General features: G+C 71.3%; 12 protein-coding genes. 10 read left to right on the plus strand and 2 right to left on the minus strand.

Translation table 11 applies throughout. From position 1 onward, the window contains the following. Positions 1 to 128: 128 nt before the first annotated feature. From ACIBVN_RS01360 to ACIBVN_RS01375, 4 genes are all read left to right on the plus strand, one after another. Positions 129 to 1,241, plus strand: coding sequence for a YbdK family carboxylate-amine ligase (locus ACIBVN_RS01360; RefSeq protein WP_397131389.1), 1,113 nt, complete (start codon positions 129 to 131; stop codon positions 1,239 to 1,241). A 108-nt stretch (positions 1,242 to 1,349) separates the two neighbouring features. Further along, entirely contained in the window at positions 1,350 to 1,835 is a 486-nt protein-coding gene (locus ACIBVN_RS01365; RefSeq protein ID WP_397131391.1) for an HPP family protein, read from the plus strand. Positions 1,836 to 2,032: 197 nt separating this feature from the next. Then, a complete protein-coding gene (locus ACIBVN_RS01370; protein WP_397131393.1) occupies positions 2,033 to 2,692 on the plus strand; it encodes a DUF305 domain-containing protein in 660 nt (219 codons plus the stop codon). A 63-nt stretch (positions 2,693 to 2,755) separates the two neighbouring features. Next, positions 2,756 to 3,511: a CBS domain-containing protein gene (locus tag ACIBVN_RS01375; RefSeq protein ID WP_397131395.1), complete on the plus strand. Its 756-nt coding sequence runs from the start codon at positions 2,756 to 2,758 to the stop codon at positions 3,509 to 3,511. On the opposite strand, the gene ACIBVN_RS01380 is transcribed toward ACIBVN_RS01375, so the two are convergent. Continuing rightward, complete coding sequence (locus ACIBVN_RS01380; protein WP_397131397.1) at positions 3,418 to 4,059, minus strand: response regulator; 642 nt, start codon at positions 4,057 to 4,059, stop codon at positions 3,418 to 3,420. The two genes, ACIBVN_RS01375 and ACIBVN_RS01380, sit on opposite strands and share 94 nt — an antisense overlap. 142 nt (positions 4,060 to 4,201) lie before the next feature. Between ACIBVN_RS01380 and ACIBVN_RS01385 the strand changes: the two genes are divergently transcribed. The 3 genes from ACIBVN_RS01385 to ACIBVN_RS01395 all read left to right on the plus strand — a co-directional run bounded on the left by ACIBVN_RS01385 (position 4,202) and on the right by ACIBVN_RS01395 (position 8,280). Beyond that, positions 4,202 to 5,869 carry a GAF domain-containing protein gene (locus ACIBVN_RS01385; protein ID WP_397131644.1) on the plus strand — a complete coding sequence of 556 codons (1,668 nt, stop codon included), beginning with the start codon at positions 4,202 to 4,204 and terminating at the stop codon, positions 5,867 to 5,869. A gap of 232 nt (positions 5,870 to 6,101) precedes the next feature. Further along, on the plus strand, positions 6,102 to 7,058 hold the full coding sequence (locus tag ACIBVN_RS01390; RefSeq protein ID WP_397131399.1) for a family 43 glycosylhydrolase: 957 nt from the start codon (positions 6,102 to 6,104) through the stop codon (positions 7,056 to 7,058). A 37-nt stretch (positions 7,059 to 7,095) separates the two neighbouring features. Further along, entirely contained in the window at positions 7,096 to 8,280 is a 1,185-nt protein-coding gene (locus tag ACIBVN_RS01395; protein ID WP_397131401.1) for an Ig-like domain-containing protein, read from the plus strand. A 7-nt stretch (positions 8,281 to 8,287) separates the two neighbouring features. On the opposite strand, the gene ACIBVN_RS01400 is transcribed toward ACIBVN_RS01395, so the two are convergent. After that, complete coding sequence (locus ACIBVN_RS01400; protein ID WP_397131403.1) at positions 8,288 to 9,217, minus strand: helix-turn-helix transcriptional regulator; 930 nt, start codon at positions 9,215 to 9,217, stop codon at positions 8,288 to 8,290. A 165-nt stretch (positions 9,218 to 9,382) separates the two neighbouring features. Between ACIBVN_RS01400 and ACIBVN_RS01405 the strand changes: the two genes are divergently transcribed. The 3 genes from ACIBVN_RS01405 (at position 9,383) to ACIBVN_RS01415 (ending at position 14,420) form a co-directional block, all read left to right on the plus strand. Next, on the plus strand, positions 9,383 to 10,198 hold the full coding sequence (locus ACIBVN_RS01405) for an aminotransferase class IV family protein (RefSeq protein WP_397131405.1): 816 nt from the start codon (positions 9,383 to 9,385) through the stop codon (positions 10,196 to 10,198). Positions 10,199 to 10,340: 142 nt separating this feature from the next. Beyond that, positions 10,341 to 11,555 (plus strand): MFS transporter, encoded by a 1,215-nt coding sequence (locus tag ACIBVN_RS01410; RefSeq protein WP_397131407.1) that lies wholly within the window; start codon positions 10,341 to 10,343, stop codon positions 11,553 to 11,555. Positions 11,556 to 11,600: 45 nt separating this feature from the next. Next, positions 11,601 to 14,420 carry an AAA family ATPase gene (locus tag ACIBVN_RS01415; protein ID WP_397131409.1) on the plus strand — a complete coding sequence of 940 codons (2,820 nt, stop codon included), beginning with the start codon at positions 11,601 to 11,603 and terminating at the stop codon, positions 14,418 to 14,420. The last annotated feature ends 27 nt before the right edge of the window (positions 14,421 to 14,447 follow it).

Here is a 14,447-nt window from a genome sequence, read left to right on the forward strand (position 1 = left end):
GCAGGGACTTTGGTCACTTCTGAGAACCTCGTCGCGCGGCCATCCTGAAGCTGAGCGGGTCATCGCTTCGGGGCGGCCGCGATGGGAGCGGGCGGCACGAAGCGGGTCATCGCTTCAGGGAGGCCGTGATGGGAGCGAGCGGCACGGTCGCCACCGCTGTGGCACGTTGTTCCGGGAGCCGGACGCTGACGGTGGGGGTGGAGGAGGAGTTCCTGCTGCTGGACCGCGCCGACGGCCGCCCGGCCCTCAGCGCCCCGGCGGTCCTGGCGCTGCTCGGCGGCGACCCCCACATCAAGGCCGAGGCCATGCGCTACCAGCTCGAGACGGTCACCGGCGTGTGCACCGACCTGGAGCAGCTGGCAGAGGAGCTGACCCGACACCGGCTGCTCGCCTCGCGCTCGGCGGAGGAACTGGGCTGCCACCTGGTCGCCTCCGGCATCGTCCCGCGACACACGCCCGGTCTGTCCGCCCTCACGGCCGATGCCCGCTATGAGGAGCTGGCGGCCCGCCATGGCCTGGTCGCGGGCACCGGCACCTGCGGCTGCCACGTACACGTCGGCATGCCCTCCCGCGAGCTGGGCGTGCAGGTCCTCACCCGGCTCCGGCCCTTCCTGGCCACGCTCCTGGCACTCAGCGCCAATTCCCCCATCGCCGGCGGCGTGGACACCGGCTGGGCCAGCCGCCGCCACCGGCAGTGGAGCCGCTGGCCGACGGCGGTGCCGCCCGGGGCATGGCGATCGGCGGCCGACTACGACGCCGCCGTGTGCCAGCTGATCCGTTGCGGCCGGGCCATGGACGAGCGGAGCGTGTACTTCCACGCCCGCCTGTCGCCGCGTTACCCGACAGTGGAACTACGCGTCATGGACACCTGCCTCTCGGTCGAGGACGCCGTCCTGCTGGCCGCCATGGCACGAGCACTTGTCTGCCTGGCCATCGCCGACGTGGCACGTGGTGTGCCGATCAAGACGTTGAGTGACAGGCAGGTCGTCGCCGAGCTGAACGCCGCCGCCCGCCACGGCTTGGACGCGCTCGCCGTGGATCCGTACACCTCACGCGCCATGCCGCACCGCGCCCTGCTGGAGCTCCTCCTGCCGCGCCTGCCCGAGCCCGAACCGATCGCCCTGCTGATCCACCGGCTCGACGGCCGCGGAACGGGCGCCGCCCGGCAGCGAACGATGTGGTCCCAGGCTGGCACACCTCCACGGTTCGCCCAGCTGCTCGCCGGCGCGACACTCCGCTGAATCCCAGCCGACCGTCCCGCCGGTTATGGGACCAATGTCACAACATTTCGTGACTTTGTCCCCGGGTGTGGCGCACTCGTTGTCGCGAGGGTGGAGTAGGGAGAAGTCATGACCGTCGAATCGCTGACCGCCAGGCAGGTGATGAGCCGTGTTCTGGTGGTCGTCAAGCCGGACGAGTCGCCGTTGATGGCCTGGGAGCTGATGCGCCGCGCTGACGTGCACCACCTGCCGGTCGTCGACGGGCGTCACGTGCTGGGCGTCCTGACCCGCGAGCAGCTGGCGGCGTCCTGGTCGGGCGGGCCCTATGAGCAGTCCAGGCGCCAGGTCCGGGCGCTGCTCGGGAGCGAGCGCAGGCCGTTGGTCCTGCCGGATGCCCCGTTGGCCCGGGTCGCCGCCGTGATGCTCGACGCCGGATGCGACGCCGTGCCGGTGGTCGACGGCGGCGGACTGGTCGGCCTGGTCACGGCCCGCGACGTGCTGTCGGCCGTCGCCGGACGGGTCCGGCCCGCCGAGACGCCCGGTGAGGTGGTCACCGGGATGTTCCACCTGGAGCCCGTCCTGCCCCGGACACCTTCTCGAGGCCGCGCGCGATGACGCTCCGAGACGTGCCACGCCACGCCTCACAGGTGCCGGCGAAGGCCGTTGGTCCCGGTCATGAGGGTCGTACGGCCCTGGCCCGGTAGGGGGGCAACCGCCAGCCTGGAAAGGAAGAGGGAAAAGCCAATTCTTGGACAGAGTGTTGGAGTCGGGACATGAAACGGTCGGCAGTTGCGAGGATCGCGGCTGGATCCGTGCTGGCGACCGTGGCCCTGACCGGCGTCACCGTCGCAGCCACCGATGTGGCCCAGCAGGTCACGCAGATCACATCCGGGCAGGCGAGCGCCGCGCCACTGGCGGGGTGGGGCACGTCGGAGTCCGCCGGGCCGGTGCTCGACGCGAGCGTGAGTGACGAGGCCGACTATCTGGCCCGCATGGTGGCCTACCAGAACGAAGCGGTGGCGGCGGCCCGGCACCTGCAACGCTCGGACCGGCCTCGGATGCGTGCGCTCGGCGTCTCGATCTCGGCCACGCAAGGCGCTCAGACCGCCACGATGAAGGCCTGGCTGGAGAAGTGGTATCCGGAGCGTTCGGGTACGGGGACCGGCTACGCCCCACTCATGCGCGATATGTCCAGGCTGTCGGGTGATGCGCTGGACAAGGCGTTCCTGTGCGACATGATCGACCAGCACATGACGTCGGTCACGATGTCTCAGCAGCTGCTGGTGTCCGAGTGGTCCAAGCACGGCGAGGTCGCCGCGTTCGCCGCCGAAGCGCGCGATGACCGGCGTGCCGAGATCTTCCAGATGCAGCGGGACTCGGCCGGCTGGTTCGGCGGTTCTGACATGCCGTGCGGGACGTGGGACAAGTCGCAGGGCACGCAGTCACGCGGGCCGGGCACGAGGGGTTGGTGAGCGACCGGCGGGACATTCGCCACTCCTGCGCGAGTCCGTGCCGGCGCACTGGAGGAGGATGTCATGGCGATCGAGGTCAAGGACATCATGGGCTGTGTGGCCATCGCCGTGATGAAGGACGCCCCATTGACGGAGATCGCGGAGGCGATGAAACGGTTCGCGGTGAGCGCGGTGACCGTGATCGACGCGGACCGGCGGCCGGTGGGCGTGGTCTTCGAGGATGACCTGCTGCTCACGGGGGCCGACACGGTACGGCCCGGCATGCCGATGTCCGAGCCCGTCAGGCAGCGGCAGGACCACCAGAAGCCGGCGGACACGACGGCGGCTCAGCTCATGACCTCGCCGGCGATCACTGTCACGCCGGGCACCTGCGTGCGGGACGCGGCCCTGCTGATGCACGCGACGCGCATCAAGCAGATACCCGTGATCAACGTGGTCACCGGGCGGATCATGGGCACCCTGCACCAGCGTGACGTGCTGCGGGCCGTCACCCGCCCGGCCGAGGAACTGGACGCGGACATCGGAGCCGTGCTGCCAAGTCCCGAGACGTTCACCATCGAGATCGACCAGGGCGTGGTGCAGATCAGCGGCGCGGCCGAGTGGAGATCACAGGCCGTCGCGCTGACGGAGAGGATCCGGATGATCGAGGGCGTCGTGGACGTGCGGTCCGACGTGACCTTCGACAAGGACGACCTCCTCACGGTCCCCCGGCGATGTAGGAGGCGTCATTCGCGACGGCCGTCGCGCAACCGCGCCGCCAGCGCCGCCGCCTGGGTGCGGCGCTGCATGTTGAGCTTGGCCAGCAGGTTGGACACGTAGTTCTTGACCGTCTTCTCGGCCAGGAACATCCGCTCGCCGATCTGCCGGTTGGTCAGCCCCTCGCCGATCAGCTCGAGGATGTGCCGTTCCTGCTCCGACAACGCCGCGAGGGGGTCCTTCGCGGTCGCCTGCCGGCGCAGGCGCTCAAGCATGGCGGCGGTGGTCTGCGGGTCGAGCAGGGACTGCCCGGACGCCACCGTACGGACCGCGCCGACCAGGTCGGAGCCGTGGATCTGCTTGAGCACATAGCCGGAAGCCCCCGCCATCACCGCGTCGAACAGCGCGTCGTCGTCGGCGAACGAGGTCAGCATCAGGCACGCCAGCCCGGGCACCCGGGAGCGCACCTCCCGGCACACGTCGACGCCGCTGCCGTCCGGCAGCCGCACGTCCAGCACCGCCACGTCGGGCTTCAGCGCGGGGATGCGGGCGATCGCCGACGCGGCCGTGCCGACGTCGCCGATGACCTCGATGTCCTCCTCGGCCTCCAGCAGCGCCGCGACACCCCGCCGCACGACCTCGTGATCGTCGACGAGGAACACACGAATCACACTTACCACGCTATCCGGCCGCACACGGCACAAACGTAGGAAGGAGGCTCCGGGGAAGCGCGCCCGCTCCAGCACCGGCGATGGGCGTTGTGGCTGGTCAGGTGCGACACTGAGAGATGTGGATGGCGAGCAGCACCCGTTGATGCCGCACATGCGGCTCGATGAGCTGCTGGCCGAGTTGCAGACGCGGCTCGATGCCGTGCTGTCCACCCGGGACCGGGTGCACGCGCTGCTCGAGGCGGTCGTGTCGGTGGGCAGCGAGCTCGATCTGGAAGGCGTGCTGCGCCGCATCACAGAGACCGCGACGAAGCTGGTGGACGCCGGCTACGGCGCGCTGGGCGTGGTCGGCCAGGAGCACACGCTCATCCAGTTCGTCCCGGTGGGACTGAGCGAGGAGGAGATCGCCAGGATCGAGCACTGGCCGCACGGCCTGGGGCTGATCGGCCTGCTGATCAAGGATGCGCGGCCGCTCAGGCTGGCCCATATCTCCGACCACCCGGAGTCGTACGGCTTCCCGCCGGGCCATCCGCCGATGGGCACCTTCCTCGGCGTTCCGATACGGGTGCGCGGGGAGATTTTCGGCAACCTTTACCTGACCGAGAAGCGCGGCGGCGGCGAGTTCGACGAGGAGGACGAGGCCATCGTCATAGCACTGGCCACCGCCGCCGGCATCGCCGTGGACAACGCCCGCCTGTATGAGGAGTCACGGCGGCGTGAGACCTGGCTGAAGGCGGCGTCCGAGGTGACCACCAGCCTGCTGTCCGGTGCCGACCCAGGCCAGGTGCTGAGCCTGGTGACGAGTTGCGCGCGCAAGATCACCGACGCCGACCTGGTCGAGGTGCTCCTGCCTGAGCCGTCGAAACAGTCGCTGATCGTGGAGCTCGCGGAGGGCGAGGGCGAGCAGGAGCTGCTGGGCGCCGTCTTCCTGGTGTCGGAAACGCTCGCGGGTGAGGTGTTCACCCAGGGTGAGCCGATGTCCGCCCCGGACATGCAGAGCGTCTCGCGTCCTGGCTCGCCGCTGCGGCGGTTGGGTTACGGGCCGGTGATGATGGTGCCGTTCGGCAGCGTGCCGGACGTGCGCGGGGTGCTGGTGCTGGCCAAGCGGAGCGGGCGGTTGCCGTTCAGCGGGGCGGATCAGCAGGTGCTGCAGGCGTTCGCCGGCCAGGCGGCGGTCGCGTTGGAGCTGGCCGAGGCGCGCCGGGACGCCGAACGGCTGGGTCTGCTGGAGGACCGGGACCGCATCGCCAAGGATCTGCACGACGTGGTCATCCAGCGCCTGTTCGCGACGGCGATGACGTTGATGAGCACGATCCGGCTGGTGGAGCGGCCGGAGGCGGCCAAGCGGGTCCAGCACGCGATCGACGAGCTGGACGAGACGATCCGGCAGATCCGCTCGTCCATCTTCGCGCTGCAGGGCGCCGGCGAGGCCGCGCCCAGTCTGCGCGGGCAGATCGTGGAGCTGGTGGAGGGCGCCGCCGGCCATCTGGGCTTCATGCCGGGCCTGCGCATGGCGGGGCAGATCGAGACCCTGGTGGCCGAGCCGGTCGCCGCGCACCTGCTGGCCGTGTTGCGCGAAGCCCTGTCCAACGTGGTCCGCCACTCCCGCGCGACCCGCGCCGACGTTCTTGTCGAGGCCGTGGGTTCCGAGCTCGTCCTCCTGGTCACCGACAACGGCGTGGGCCTGGGAGAGACGGGACGCCGCAGCGGCCTGCGCAACATCGAGGACCGCGCCGCCCGGTTGGGCGGCACCGCCGAGCTCGAGATCCCCGACGAGGGGGGCACGCGGCTGCGCTGGCAGGTCCCACTGTGAGGCCGGCCCACCAGGCGCCTCCACGCCGAGGCGGATAGACAACGATATCCGTGGGTGCCGGGCATGACGGTCTCCCGGGTCTCGAGCCGATGCCAACGCCTGAAGGGCGGCCTCTTCCTGGTCGGCCGTAATCGCTAAGGCGGAGCCGGGGGTCGAGGAACTCCCGGTCCCGAGCCGTGGCAGATCGAGTGTTCCTGGTAACGTTTTCCCTCGCCGAGTCGAGGGAGGTTGTGTGTCCACCTATCCGCGCGCACCACGAGGGACCATCGCCCCGGGAAAGCTCTTCACCGACCAGCACGGTCACGTGGCGCAGCTCCACGGAGTCGGCATCCAGCGTTTCGACGGCCTGTTCTGGGCCTGGGGCGAGGACAAGTCGGCGGGCGGCACCTTCGGCGGCGTGGCCTGCTACTCCTCGCCCGACCTGGCGACGTGGACCTCGCACGGGCACGCGCTCGCACCGGACCCCGGCGTGCCGGACATCGCCCCGGGGCGGGTCGTCGAGCGCCCCAAGGTGCTGCGCAACCCCGACGGCCGGCACGTGATGTTCCTGCACGTCGACTCGCCCGACTACGCCTACGCCCGGCTGGGCTGGGCGGTGTCCGACCGGCCGGAGGGGCCCTACACCTACCTGCGCAGCGAGCGGCCGCTCGGCAACATCAGCCGCGACATCGGCGTCTTCCAGGACGACGACGGCACCGGCTACCTGATGTCGGAGGACCGCGAGCACGGGTTGCACATCTACCGCCTCTCCGCCGACCACCTCGCGGTCGAGGAGATCGTCTCGACCACGCTGGCCCCGCCCGGCGACCACCCGGCCGGTCAGCACGGGTACGAGTCGCCGGCGCTGGTCAAGGCCGACGGGCTGTACTACCTGTTCGGCTCTGACCTGACGGGCTGGTCCACGAACGACAACAAGGTCGCCACGGCCACGTCACTGGCGGGGCCGTGGAGCGAGTGGGCCGACTTCGCGCCGCCCGGCTCGGCCACCCACGACTCGCAGACCTCGGTGATCGTCCCCGTGCACGGCTCCGACGCCATCAGTCATGTGTACGTGGGCGACCGGTGGATCAGGGACGACCTGTTCCACTCGGCGCCGGTCTGGCTGCCGATGCGCATCGGCGGCGGCAAGGCGCAGCTCGAGTGGCGCGACTCCTGGACGATCGATCCCGCGACAGGCGTGATCGCGTGACCGGTGGGTCGAAGCGTGAGATGAACGGAAGGGACCGATGACAGGAAACCAGGCGCCGTTCGGGTACGTCATGGCGCACTTCGTCGAGGATCCCCACAGGCACGCGGAGAAGATCTATCTCTCCCTGAGCCGCGGCGAGGACCCGGCCCGCTGGTTCCGGCTCAACGGCGGAGAGCCGATCCTGGAGTCGACGCGGGGGACCACCGGGCTGCGCGACCCCCACCTGGTGCGCTCGCCGGCGGGCGACAGGTTCCATCTCGTGGCCACGGACCTGCGCGTCTTCGGCGGCGACGACGCCGGATGGGACGTGTGGTCCGCCCACGGCAGCCGCTCGATCATGGTGTGGGAGACCGACGACCTGGTGAACTGGTCGGACGGGCGACTGGTGGAGGTCGCGCCGCCGGACGCCGGGATGGCGTGGGCGCCGGAGTCCATCTACGACGACCAGCTCGGCGAGTACGTCGTGACCTTCTCCGCCAACCTGTTCGACCAGGAGAACGACCCCGGCCACACCCGGCCCACGTACAGCCGCACCATGTACGCCACCACGAAGGACTTCGTGACCTTCAGCCCGGCGCGGGTGTACCTGGACACCGGCAGCACCACGATCGACACGACGATGATCCGCCACGGCGGCAAGGTGTTCCGCTTCCACAAGGACAACGGACCCGCCGGTCGCCAGCTCTACGCGGACGTGGTGTCGTCGCTGTTCGCCGACGACGCCGTCGTCCTGCGCGAGCGGATCGGCCGCGAGCAGTACGGCGACGTCGAGGGCCCGCTCGTGTTCAAGGACAACTACGCCGACCGCTGGTTCCTCTTCGTCGACCAGTACGGCTCGGCCCAGCACGGATACCGCCCGTTCGTCACGACCGACCTCGAGTCGGGCGGGTGGGCGCCGTACGACGGCGAGTTCGAGCTGCCGCAGAACACCAAGCACGGTGTGGTGGTGCCGCTGCGCGGCGGCGAGTGGGAGCGCCTGGCGGGGGTGACGGCGTCGTCGGTCGAGGCGGTCGCGGCCGAGACGGCGGCGGGGAGCGCCCCCCTGCTCCCCGGACGCGTGGTGGTGAAGCTCAGTGACGGGAGCACCCAGGAACGTCCGGTCGTGTGGCGGCGACCGGACGCCGCCGCCTGGCGGACCGCCGGGACGGTGGAGCTCTCCGGCGACGTGGCCGGGACCGACGTGCCCGCGGTGGCGACGGTGACCGTCGTCGCCGCACCCTGAAATCTACTTAGTAAAGGGCCTCGGGCGTCGTGCCGATCATGTCCGTGCCCCAGCTGCCCAGCAACCTCAGGTTCTCCGCCGCGGCGGAGCCTGGCGGGGCGTGGTAGACGGTCAGGGAGTGTTCGGGGTCATCGGGCAGGCGCATCGACTCGAAGGAGAGGGTGAGCTCGCCCACCAGGGGATGACGCAGGCGCCGGGTGCCGTGGTTGGTCTCCTTGACGTCGTGCCTGGCCCACAGGCGGCGAAACTCCTCGCTCTTCACCGACAGCTCGCCGACGAGCGTCAACAGCTGCGGGTCGTCCGGATAGCAGCCCGCGTACAGGCGCAGGGCGCCGACGACGTCGATGGCCTTCGACTCCCACTCCGCGAACAGCCGGCGATGGCCGGGCCGCAGGAACACCAGCCGCGCCCAGTTGCGCTCCCGGGACGGCAGCCCGTCCCAGTCGCCGAACAGGGCCGTCGCCATCCGGTTCCAGGCCAGGATGTCCGAGCGCGGCCCGGTCACGTACGCGGGCACCCCGTCCAAGGAGGCCAGCAGCTGCCGGAGCGTGGCGCGTACCTGCTGCTGGTGGGGCGGCGCGGGCTGCTTCCTGTGCTGGCACCTGACCAGGTGCGTCAGGTGCGTGTGCTCGGCGTCCGTCAGCCGCAGGGCGCGCGCGATCGCGTGGACCACCTCGTCGGAGACGTTGTTGCCCCGGCCCTGCTCGAGCCGGGTCAGGTACGCGACCGACACGCCGGCGAGCTGTGCCAGCTCCTCGCGGCGCAGTCCCGGCACCCGCCGGTGCCGCCCGAAGACCGGCAACCCGACGTTTTCCGGCGTCAACCTGGCCCGGCGGCTGCGCAGGAACGCGCCGATCTCGGCACGCGGATCGATCGGCTGCTCGCCGCCCGGACCCGCCTCCCCTTCCGGGCCGGGCGGAAAGTCCATATCGCTCATTGTCCCGATCGTACGCATAGGGGGAGATATGAGACTGACCCTGTCAGTAGTAGGACCACGGGTCGTACGCGGAACAGAGCTCTGGGAGACGTCGCCCCGCCGCGGCAGGCTCATTGGCGGCCCCCGATCCTCCGGGGCCTGACCACGAGCTGAGGGAAGACGTCAATGAGCACTCTTGCTGCCTCTTCTGTTGTGCAACGCAACGGCCGGGCGGTGGCCGCCGAGGAGCTGGCGCCGCTCGCCTTCGCGGGTTACGCGCACTTCACCGCCATGCAGGTGCGTGATGGGCGGATCCGGGGCCTGGACCTCCATCTGGAGCGGCTGCGGGTCGCCTCGGTGGAGTTGTTCGGCCGGGCGTTGCCTGATGATCGAGTGCGGTCCTACCTGCGTGCGGCCCTGGAGGGCGGCCCGGGTGACGTCTCGCTGACGGCCACGGTGTATTCGCCGGCGGGCGAGTTCACCGTGGCCGGGGCCGAGGTGGAGCCGGAGGTGCTGGTCCGTACCGGACCCGCCGCGTCCGGCCCGCAAGGCCCGCTGGCGCTGGCGCCGGTCGAGCACGAACGGATGCTCCCGGCCGTGAAGCACGTCGGCGAGGTGGCGAAGACGTATTTCCTCCGCCAGGCCGTCGGACAGGGCTTCGACGACGCCGCCTTCGTCGATCGCCGGGGCAGGCTCAGCGAGGCGTCGATCTGGAACCTGGCCTTCTGGGACGGCACCGCGGTGGTCTGGCCGGTGGCCGAGATGCTGAGCGGGATCACGATGACCATCGTCCGCCGGCAGCTGGATCGCCTCGGCATCCCCCAGCGCACCCAGGAGATCACGCTCGCCGGCCTGCCGGCCCTGTCCGGGGCCGTGGTCATGAACTCATGGACACCGGGTGTGGCCGTACACCGGATCGGCGCCGTGCCCCTGCCTGAGGCGCCGTCCTTCGTGGAGCTGCTGCACCGCGCCTACCAGGCCGAACCGCTCACCAAGCCGTGAACGACCGGCCGCATCAGCTGGCTCATCTCCGATCGAGATGACAGTCATCGCTGATTATCGCTTTGGCAGAGGAAGCGCCGGCGCATGCCCGCCGTTGGAAGGCCTCGAAGACATTCGGACGGCTCCACTCTGAGAGGCAGCTGTGACTCCTTCCGTTCAACTCCAGACCGCCCAGCGGACCGCCACGCCCTCGGGCCGGCTCGTCGTGCTCCTGGCCGTCGCCTCCGGGATGACCGTCGCCAACCTGTACTACGCGCAACCTCTGCTGTCCTCGCTTGGCGCGTTCTTCGGGATCGGCACGGCCGCCGCCGGCGGGCTCATCACCGCGACCCAGATCGGATATGTGGCGGGCATGCTGCTCCTCGTCCCGCTCGGTGATCGCATCGAGAAGCGCCGGCTGGTCGTGGTCCTGCTGGCGGTCACCGCGGCGGCGCTGGTGGTGGCGGGCACCGCCACCGCCTTCCCCGTCCTCCTGGCCGCCTCGCTGATCGCCGGAGGAACCTCGGTCGTCGCCCAGATCCTCGTCCCGTTCGCGGCCGGTCTCGCCCCCGACCACGCCCGCGGGCGCGTCGTCGGGCGGGTGATGAGCGGCCTGCTCACCGGCATCCTGCTGTCGCGTACCCTGAGCAGCCTGGTCTCCCAGGTCGCCGGATGGCGCGTCGTCTTCCTGGGCTCGGCCGTCCTGATGGCCGTGCTGGCGCTGGCGCTGCGCTCGGCCCTGCCCCGCCACGCCCCCAGCACGAACGTGTCGTACGGGCGGCTGCTGCGTTCCACCGCGCGGCTGGTGCGCACCCACCCGGCGCTGGTGCGGCGCGGCCTGTACCAGGCGGTGATGTTCGGCGCGTTCAGCGCGTTCTGGACCACGGTGTCCTTCGAGCTGACCGGCCCCGCTTTCCACTACTCCGGCTTCGGCGTGGGCATGTTCGCCCTGGTCGGAGCGGCCGGAGCGGCGGTGGCGCCGTTCGCGGGACACTGGGCCGACCGCGGGCTGGTGCGCCCGATGACCGGCGCGGCGTTCGCCGCCGCCGCGCTGGCGTCCGCGCTCGCCGGATTCGGCCGGCACAGCATCATCCTGCTGGCCGTCGCCGCCGTCCTGCTCGACATGGCGGTGCAGACCACCCTCATTCTCGGCCAGCACACCATCTACCGGCTGGACGCGGGTGCGCGGGCACGGCTCAACAGCGTTTACATCGCCACGTTCTTCGCCGGAGGGGCCATCGGCTCCCAGACAGGTTCGATCATCTATCACGCCTACGGCTGGACCGGCGTGACCGCCCTGGGCGCCGCGCTTCCCGTCCTCGCGCTGCTCTACTGGACAACCGAGCGCCGCCCTGGAACCGCCCTAAAGCATCAGTAACTGGCAGAATAGGTCGCCGTTCTGGACATAACGGGGGAAAACACCATGGATGAGCCGATGGTCGCCGCCGGTCACGGCTTCTCCTGGCCGGGCCGGGCGAGCGAGGGACCCGGTCCCGAGCTGGTGGGCCGGAGGGTCGAGACCGCCCACCTCCTGGACGCCATCGACGCGGGCCGGAGCGAGTCGCGGGCGCTGCTGCTGCTCGGGGAGGCCGGTACGGGGAAGACGGCGCTGCTGACGGCCGCGGCGGGCCGCGCGAGAGAGATCGGCAGCCTCGTGCTGGCGTCGCAGGGCTGCCAGGCCGAGGCGGAACAGTCGTTCGCCGCCCTGCACCAGCTGCTTCTCCCGCTGCTGCCCGAGACGGGCGATCTCCCCGAACACCAGAGGGAGGCGCTCGAAGCGGCGTTCGGGATCGTCGCCGCCACCCGGCAGCATGACCCGATGCCGCTGCGCGTCGGAGTGCTGAACCTTCTGGCCGGCGTCTCCCGGCGCCGGCCCCTCCTCCTCGTCGCCGACGACGTCCAGCACTTCGACCGCGACTCGCGCGACGTCCTCAGCTTCGTGATGCGCCGCCTGGCTGCCCAGGCCGTGACGGTGCTGCTCGCGGCACGGGGCCACACGCCGCCGGACGGCTTCAAGCCGGACCTGCCCGTGCTGCTCCTGGCGCCGCTGAGCCGCGCGGCGGCCGCACGCCTGCTGGACGCCCAACCGGAGCCGCCCACCGGCCGGGCACGGCTCGACCTGCTCGAACAGGCCGCCGGAAACCCCTTGGCCATCATCGAGCTGTGCCGCGCCGTACGAGCGGGCCAGGCGGTGCCCGGCAGCGGGCTGCCGCAGACCCTGCGCATCCAGGAGATGTTCGCCGCCCGGCTGCGTGCCCTGCCGGCCGACACCCAGCGGCTGATCCTCTACGCGGCCGCCTCGTCTGACCATGAGGACCTGGAGACCATCATGGCCGCGGCGGGAGCCGGGTCCGATTTGGGGGTGTGGGCGCCCGCGGAGAGTGCCGGGCTCATCACCGTCGCGGGCGGCCGGGTCGCCTTCAGGCACCCGCTCGTGCGCGCGGGCTCCTATCACGGAGCCCCGGCGCACCTGCGGCAGCGGGTGCACACCGACCTCGCGGCCGTTCTCGACGCCGATCCCGCGCGCCGGGCATGGCATCTGGCCGCCGCGTGCCCCGGCCAGGACGAGTCTGTCGCGGCGGCGCTGGAGGACACCGCGGAACTCGCCGAACGACGCGGCGGCTTCTTCGCGGCGGCACGGGCGCTGGAACGGTCCGCCGAGCGCAGTCCGGAGGTCGAGGACCGGGCACGGCGGTACGCCAAGGCGCTGCGAGCCGCCCAGAACGCCGGCGACCCTTCATGGGTACGCGAGCTGTACGACAAGGTCACCGCGCTGACCGAGGATCGGGACCTCCTGGGCGTCGCGGCCTGCGGTGCGGGCATAGCCCTGTCGCTGTTCGGCCACCAGCGGCAGGGCTTCCAGGTGCTGATGAGCGCACTGCGGCCGGAGCCGCCCAAGGACGGCATGACGGTGCTCGCCATGGCCGCCGTGCTCCAGGCGGTCGCCTTCCAGTCCGGCCTGCCCGAGGTCAGGCGCCCCATCGCCCCCCTTCTCGACGGGCTCGAGGCCGGGGCCCGCGACACGCCCTACTCCGAGCTGACGACGACCGACGCCTTCGAGGCGGTCCGTAACGTGACCCTGGCCGGGGCCGACCCGGTCGGCGCCCCCGAGCTGCTGCGGCGGATCCGTCGACGGCGGAGCGGGCCGGAGCCGCCGAGCGGCGTCGCGGAGATGACCCGCATGCACGCGACCGGCGCCGTCGCCTGGTACGCCGACGAGTCCGAGCTGTGCGTGGAGTCCTTCCGCCAGGCGTACGCGCTGCTCGCCGCGTACGGCTCCATGGGCCCCGCCGCGCCCACGCTCGCGGCGATGGGCTCGGCGCTGATCGACACCGGACGGTGGGCGGAGGCAGACGAGCATCTGGAGGAGACGGCGACGCTGGCGGCCGTTCAGAAGCTGAGGCATCTTGAGATCGACGTCGAGGCGCTGCAGACGACCTTGCGGGCCCTGCGCGGGCAGTCCGCCGGCATGCCGGCCGACCCCGCATGGACGGCCGTCGGCCTGGAGGAGAACCGCGCCACCCATGCACGCCTGCTGCGTGCCGCCGGCATCGGCGCCGCGGCGGCGGGCGACTTCGACTCGGCGTTCCGCCACTTCCGGCTGCTGTTCGGCGAGGACGGCGTGCCGCTGCACTACTTCCTGTCGCACCGGTCGGTCGCCGACCTGGCCGCGGCCGCCCAGCGGACGGGCCGGCAGGACGAGGGGGCGCGCGTCGTCGCGGCGGTGCGCGCCGCGACGGGCGCGCGGCCGACGACCCGGATGACGCTGCTGTTGCACCACGCCGACGCGCTGACCGGCGACCCCAAGGACGCCGAGCACCACTTCCGGCTCGCCACGGTGAACCCGGCGGGCGAGCAGTGGCCGCTGGCCCGGGCGCAGGCCCGGCTCCACTACGCGCAGTGGCTGCGCAGGAAACGGCGGCCGCTGGACGCTCGCCCGCTCCTGGCTGCGGCGCTTGAGTCGTTCACCCGGCTCGGCGCGTCCGGCCTGGCCGAGGAGGCCCGCGTGGAGCTGCGGGCCAGCGGCGTCGGCACCTCGCCCGTCCAGGCGGACCCGCTCGGGGAGTTGACCGCCCAGCAGCGCCAGATCGTACGGCTGGCGGCACGGGGACTGCGCAACCGGGAGATCGCCGAGCAGCTCATGCTGTCCCCCCGCACGGTCAGCTCTCACCTGTACAACGTGTATCCCAAGCTGGGCGTGAGCAGCCGTCACCAGCTCCGCGACCTCTTCGACGATCTGTGACCCCTGCACGTACGAACGGAAGGTGAG

This window comes from Nonomuraea sp. NPDC049400, from assembly GCF_044466425.1.
Lineage (GTDB): Bacteria > Actinomycetota > Actinomycetes > Streptosporangiales > Streptosporangiaceae > Nonomuraea.

What these genes read in the sequence shown, in the direction of transcription:
- ACIBVN_RS01385 (WP_397131644.1), top strand. Translation starts at nt 4,202, where the DNA reads ATGCCGCACATGCGGCTCGATGAGCTGCTGGCCGAGTTGCAGACGCGG.
- ACIBVN_RS01405 (WP_397131405.1), top strand. Translation starts at nt 9,383, where the DNA reads ATGAGCACTCTTGCTGCCTCTTCTGTTGTGCAACGCAACGGCCGGGCG.
- ACIBVN_RS01415 (WP_397131409.1), top strand. Translation starts at nt 11,601, where the DNA reads ATGGATGAGCCGATGGTCGCCGCCGGTCACGGCTTCTCCTGGCCGGGC.
- ACIBVN_RS01400 (WP_397131403.1), bottom strand. Translation starts at nt 9,217, where the DNA reads ATGAGCGATATGGACTTTCCGCCCGGCCCGGAAGGGGAGGCGGGTCCG.
- ACIBVN_RS01375 (WP_397131395.1), top strand. Translation starts at nt 2,756, where the DNA reads ATGGCGATCGAGGTCAAGGACATCATGGGCTGTGTGGCCATCGCCGTG.
- ACIBVN_RS01395 (WP_397131401.1), top strand. Translation starts at nt 7,096, where the DNA reads ATGACAGGAAACCAGGCGCCGTTCGGGTACGTCATGGCGCACTTCGTC.
- ACIBVN_RS01360 (WP_397131389.1), top strand. Translation starts at nt 129, where the DNA reads ATGGGAGCGAGCGGCACGGTCGCCACCGCTGTGGCACGTTGTTCCGGG.
- ACIBVN_RS01365 (WP_397131391.1), top strand. Translation starts at nt 1,350, where the DNA reads ATGACCGTCGAATCGCTGACCGCCAGGCAGGTGATGAGCCGTGTTCTG.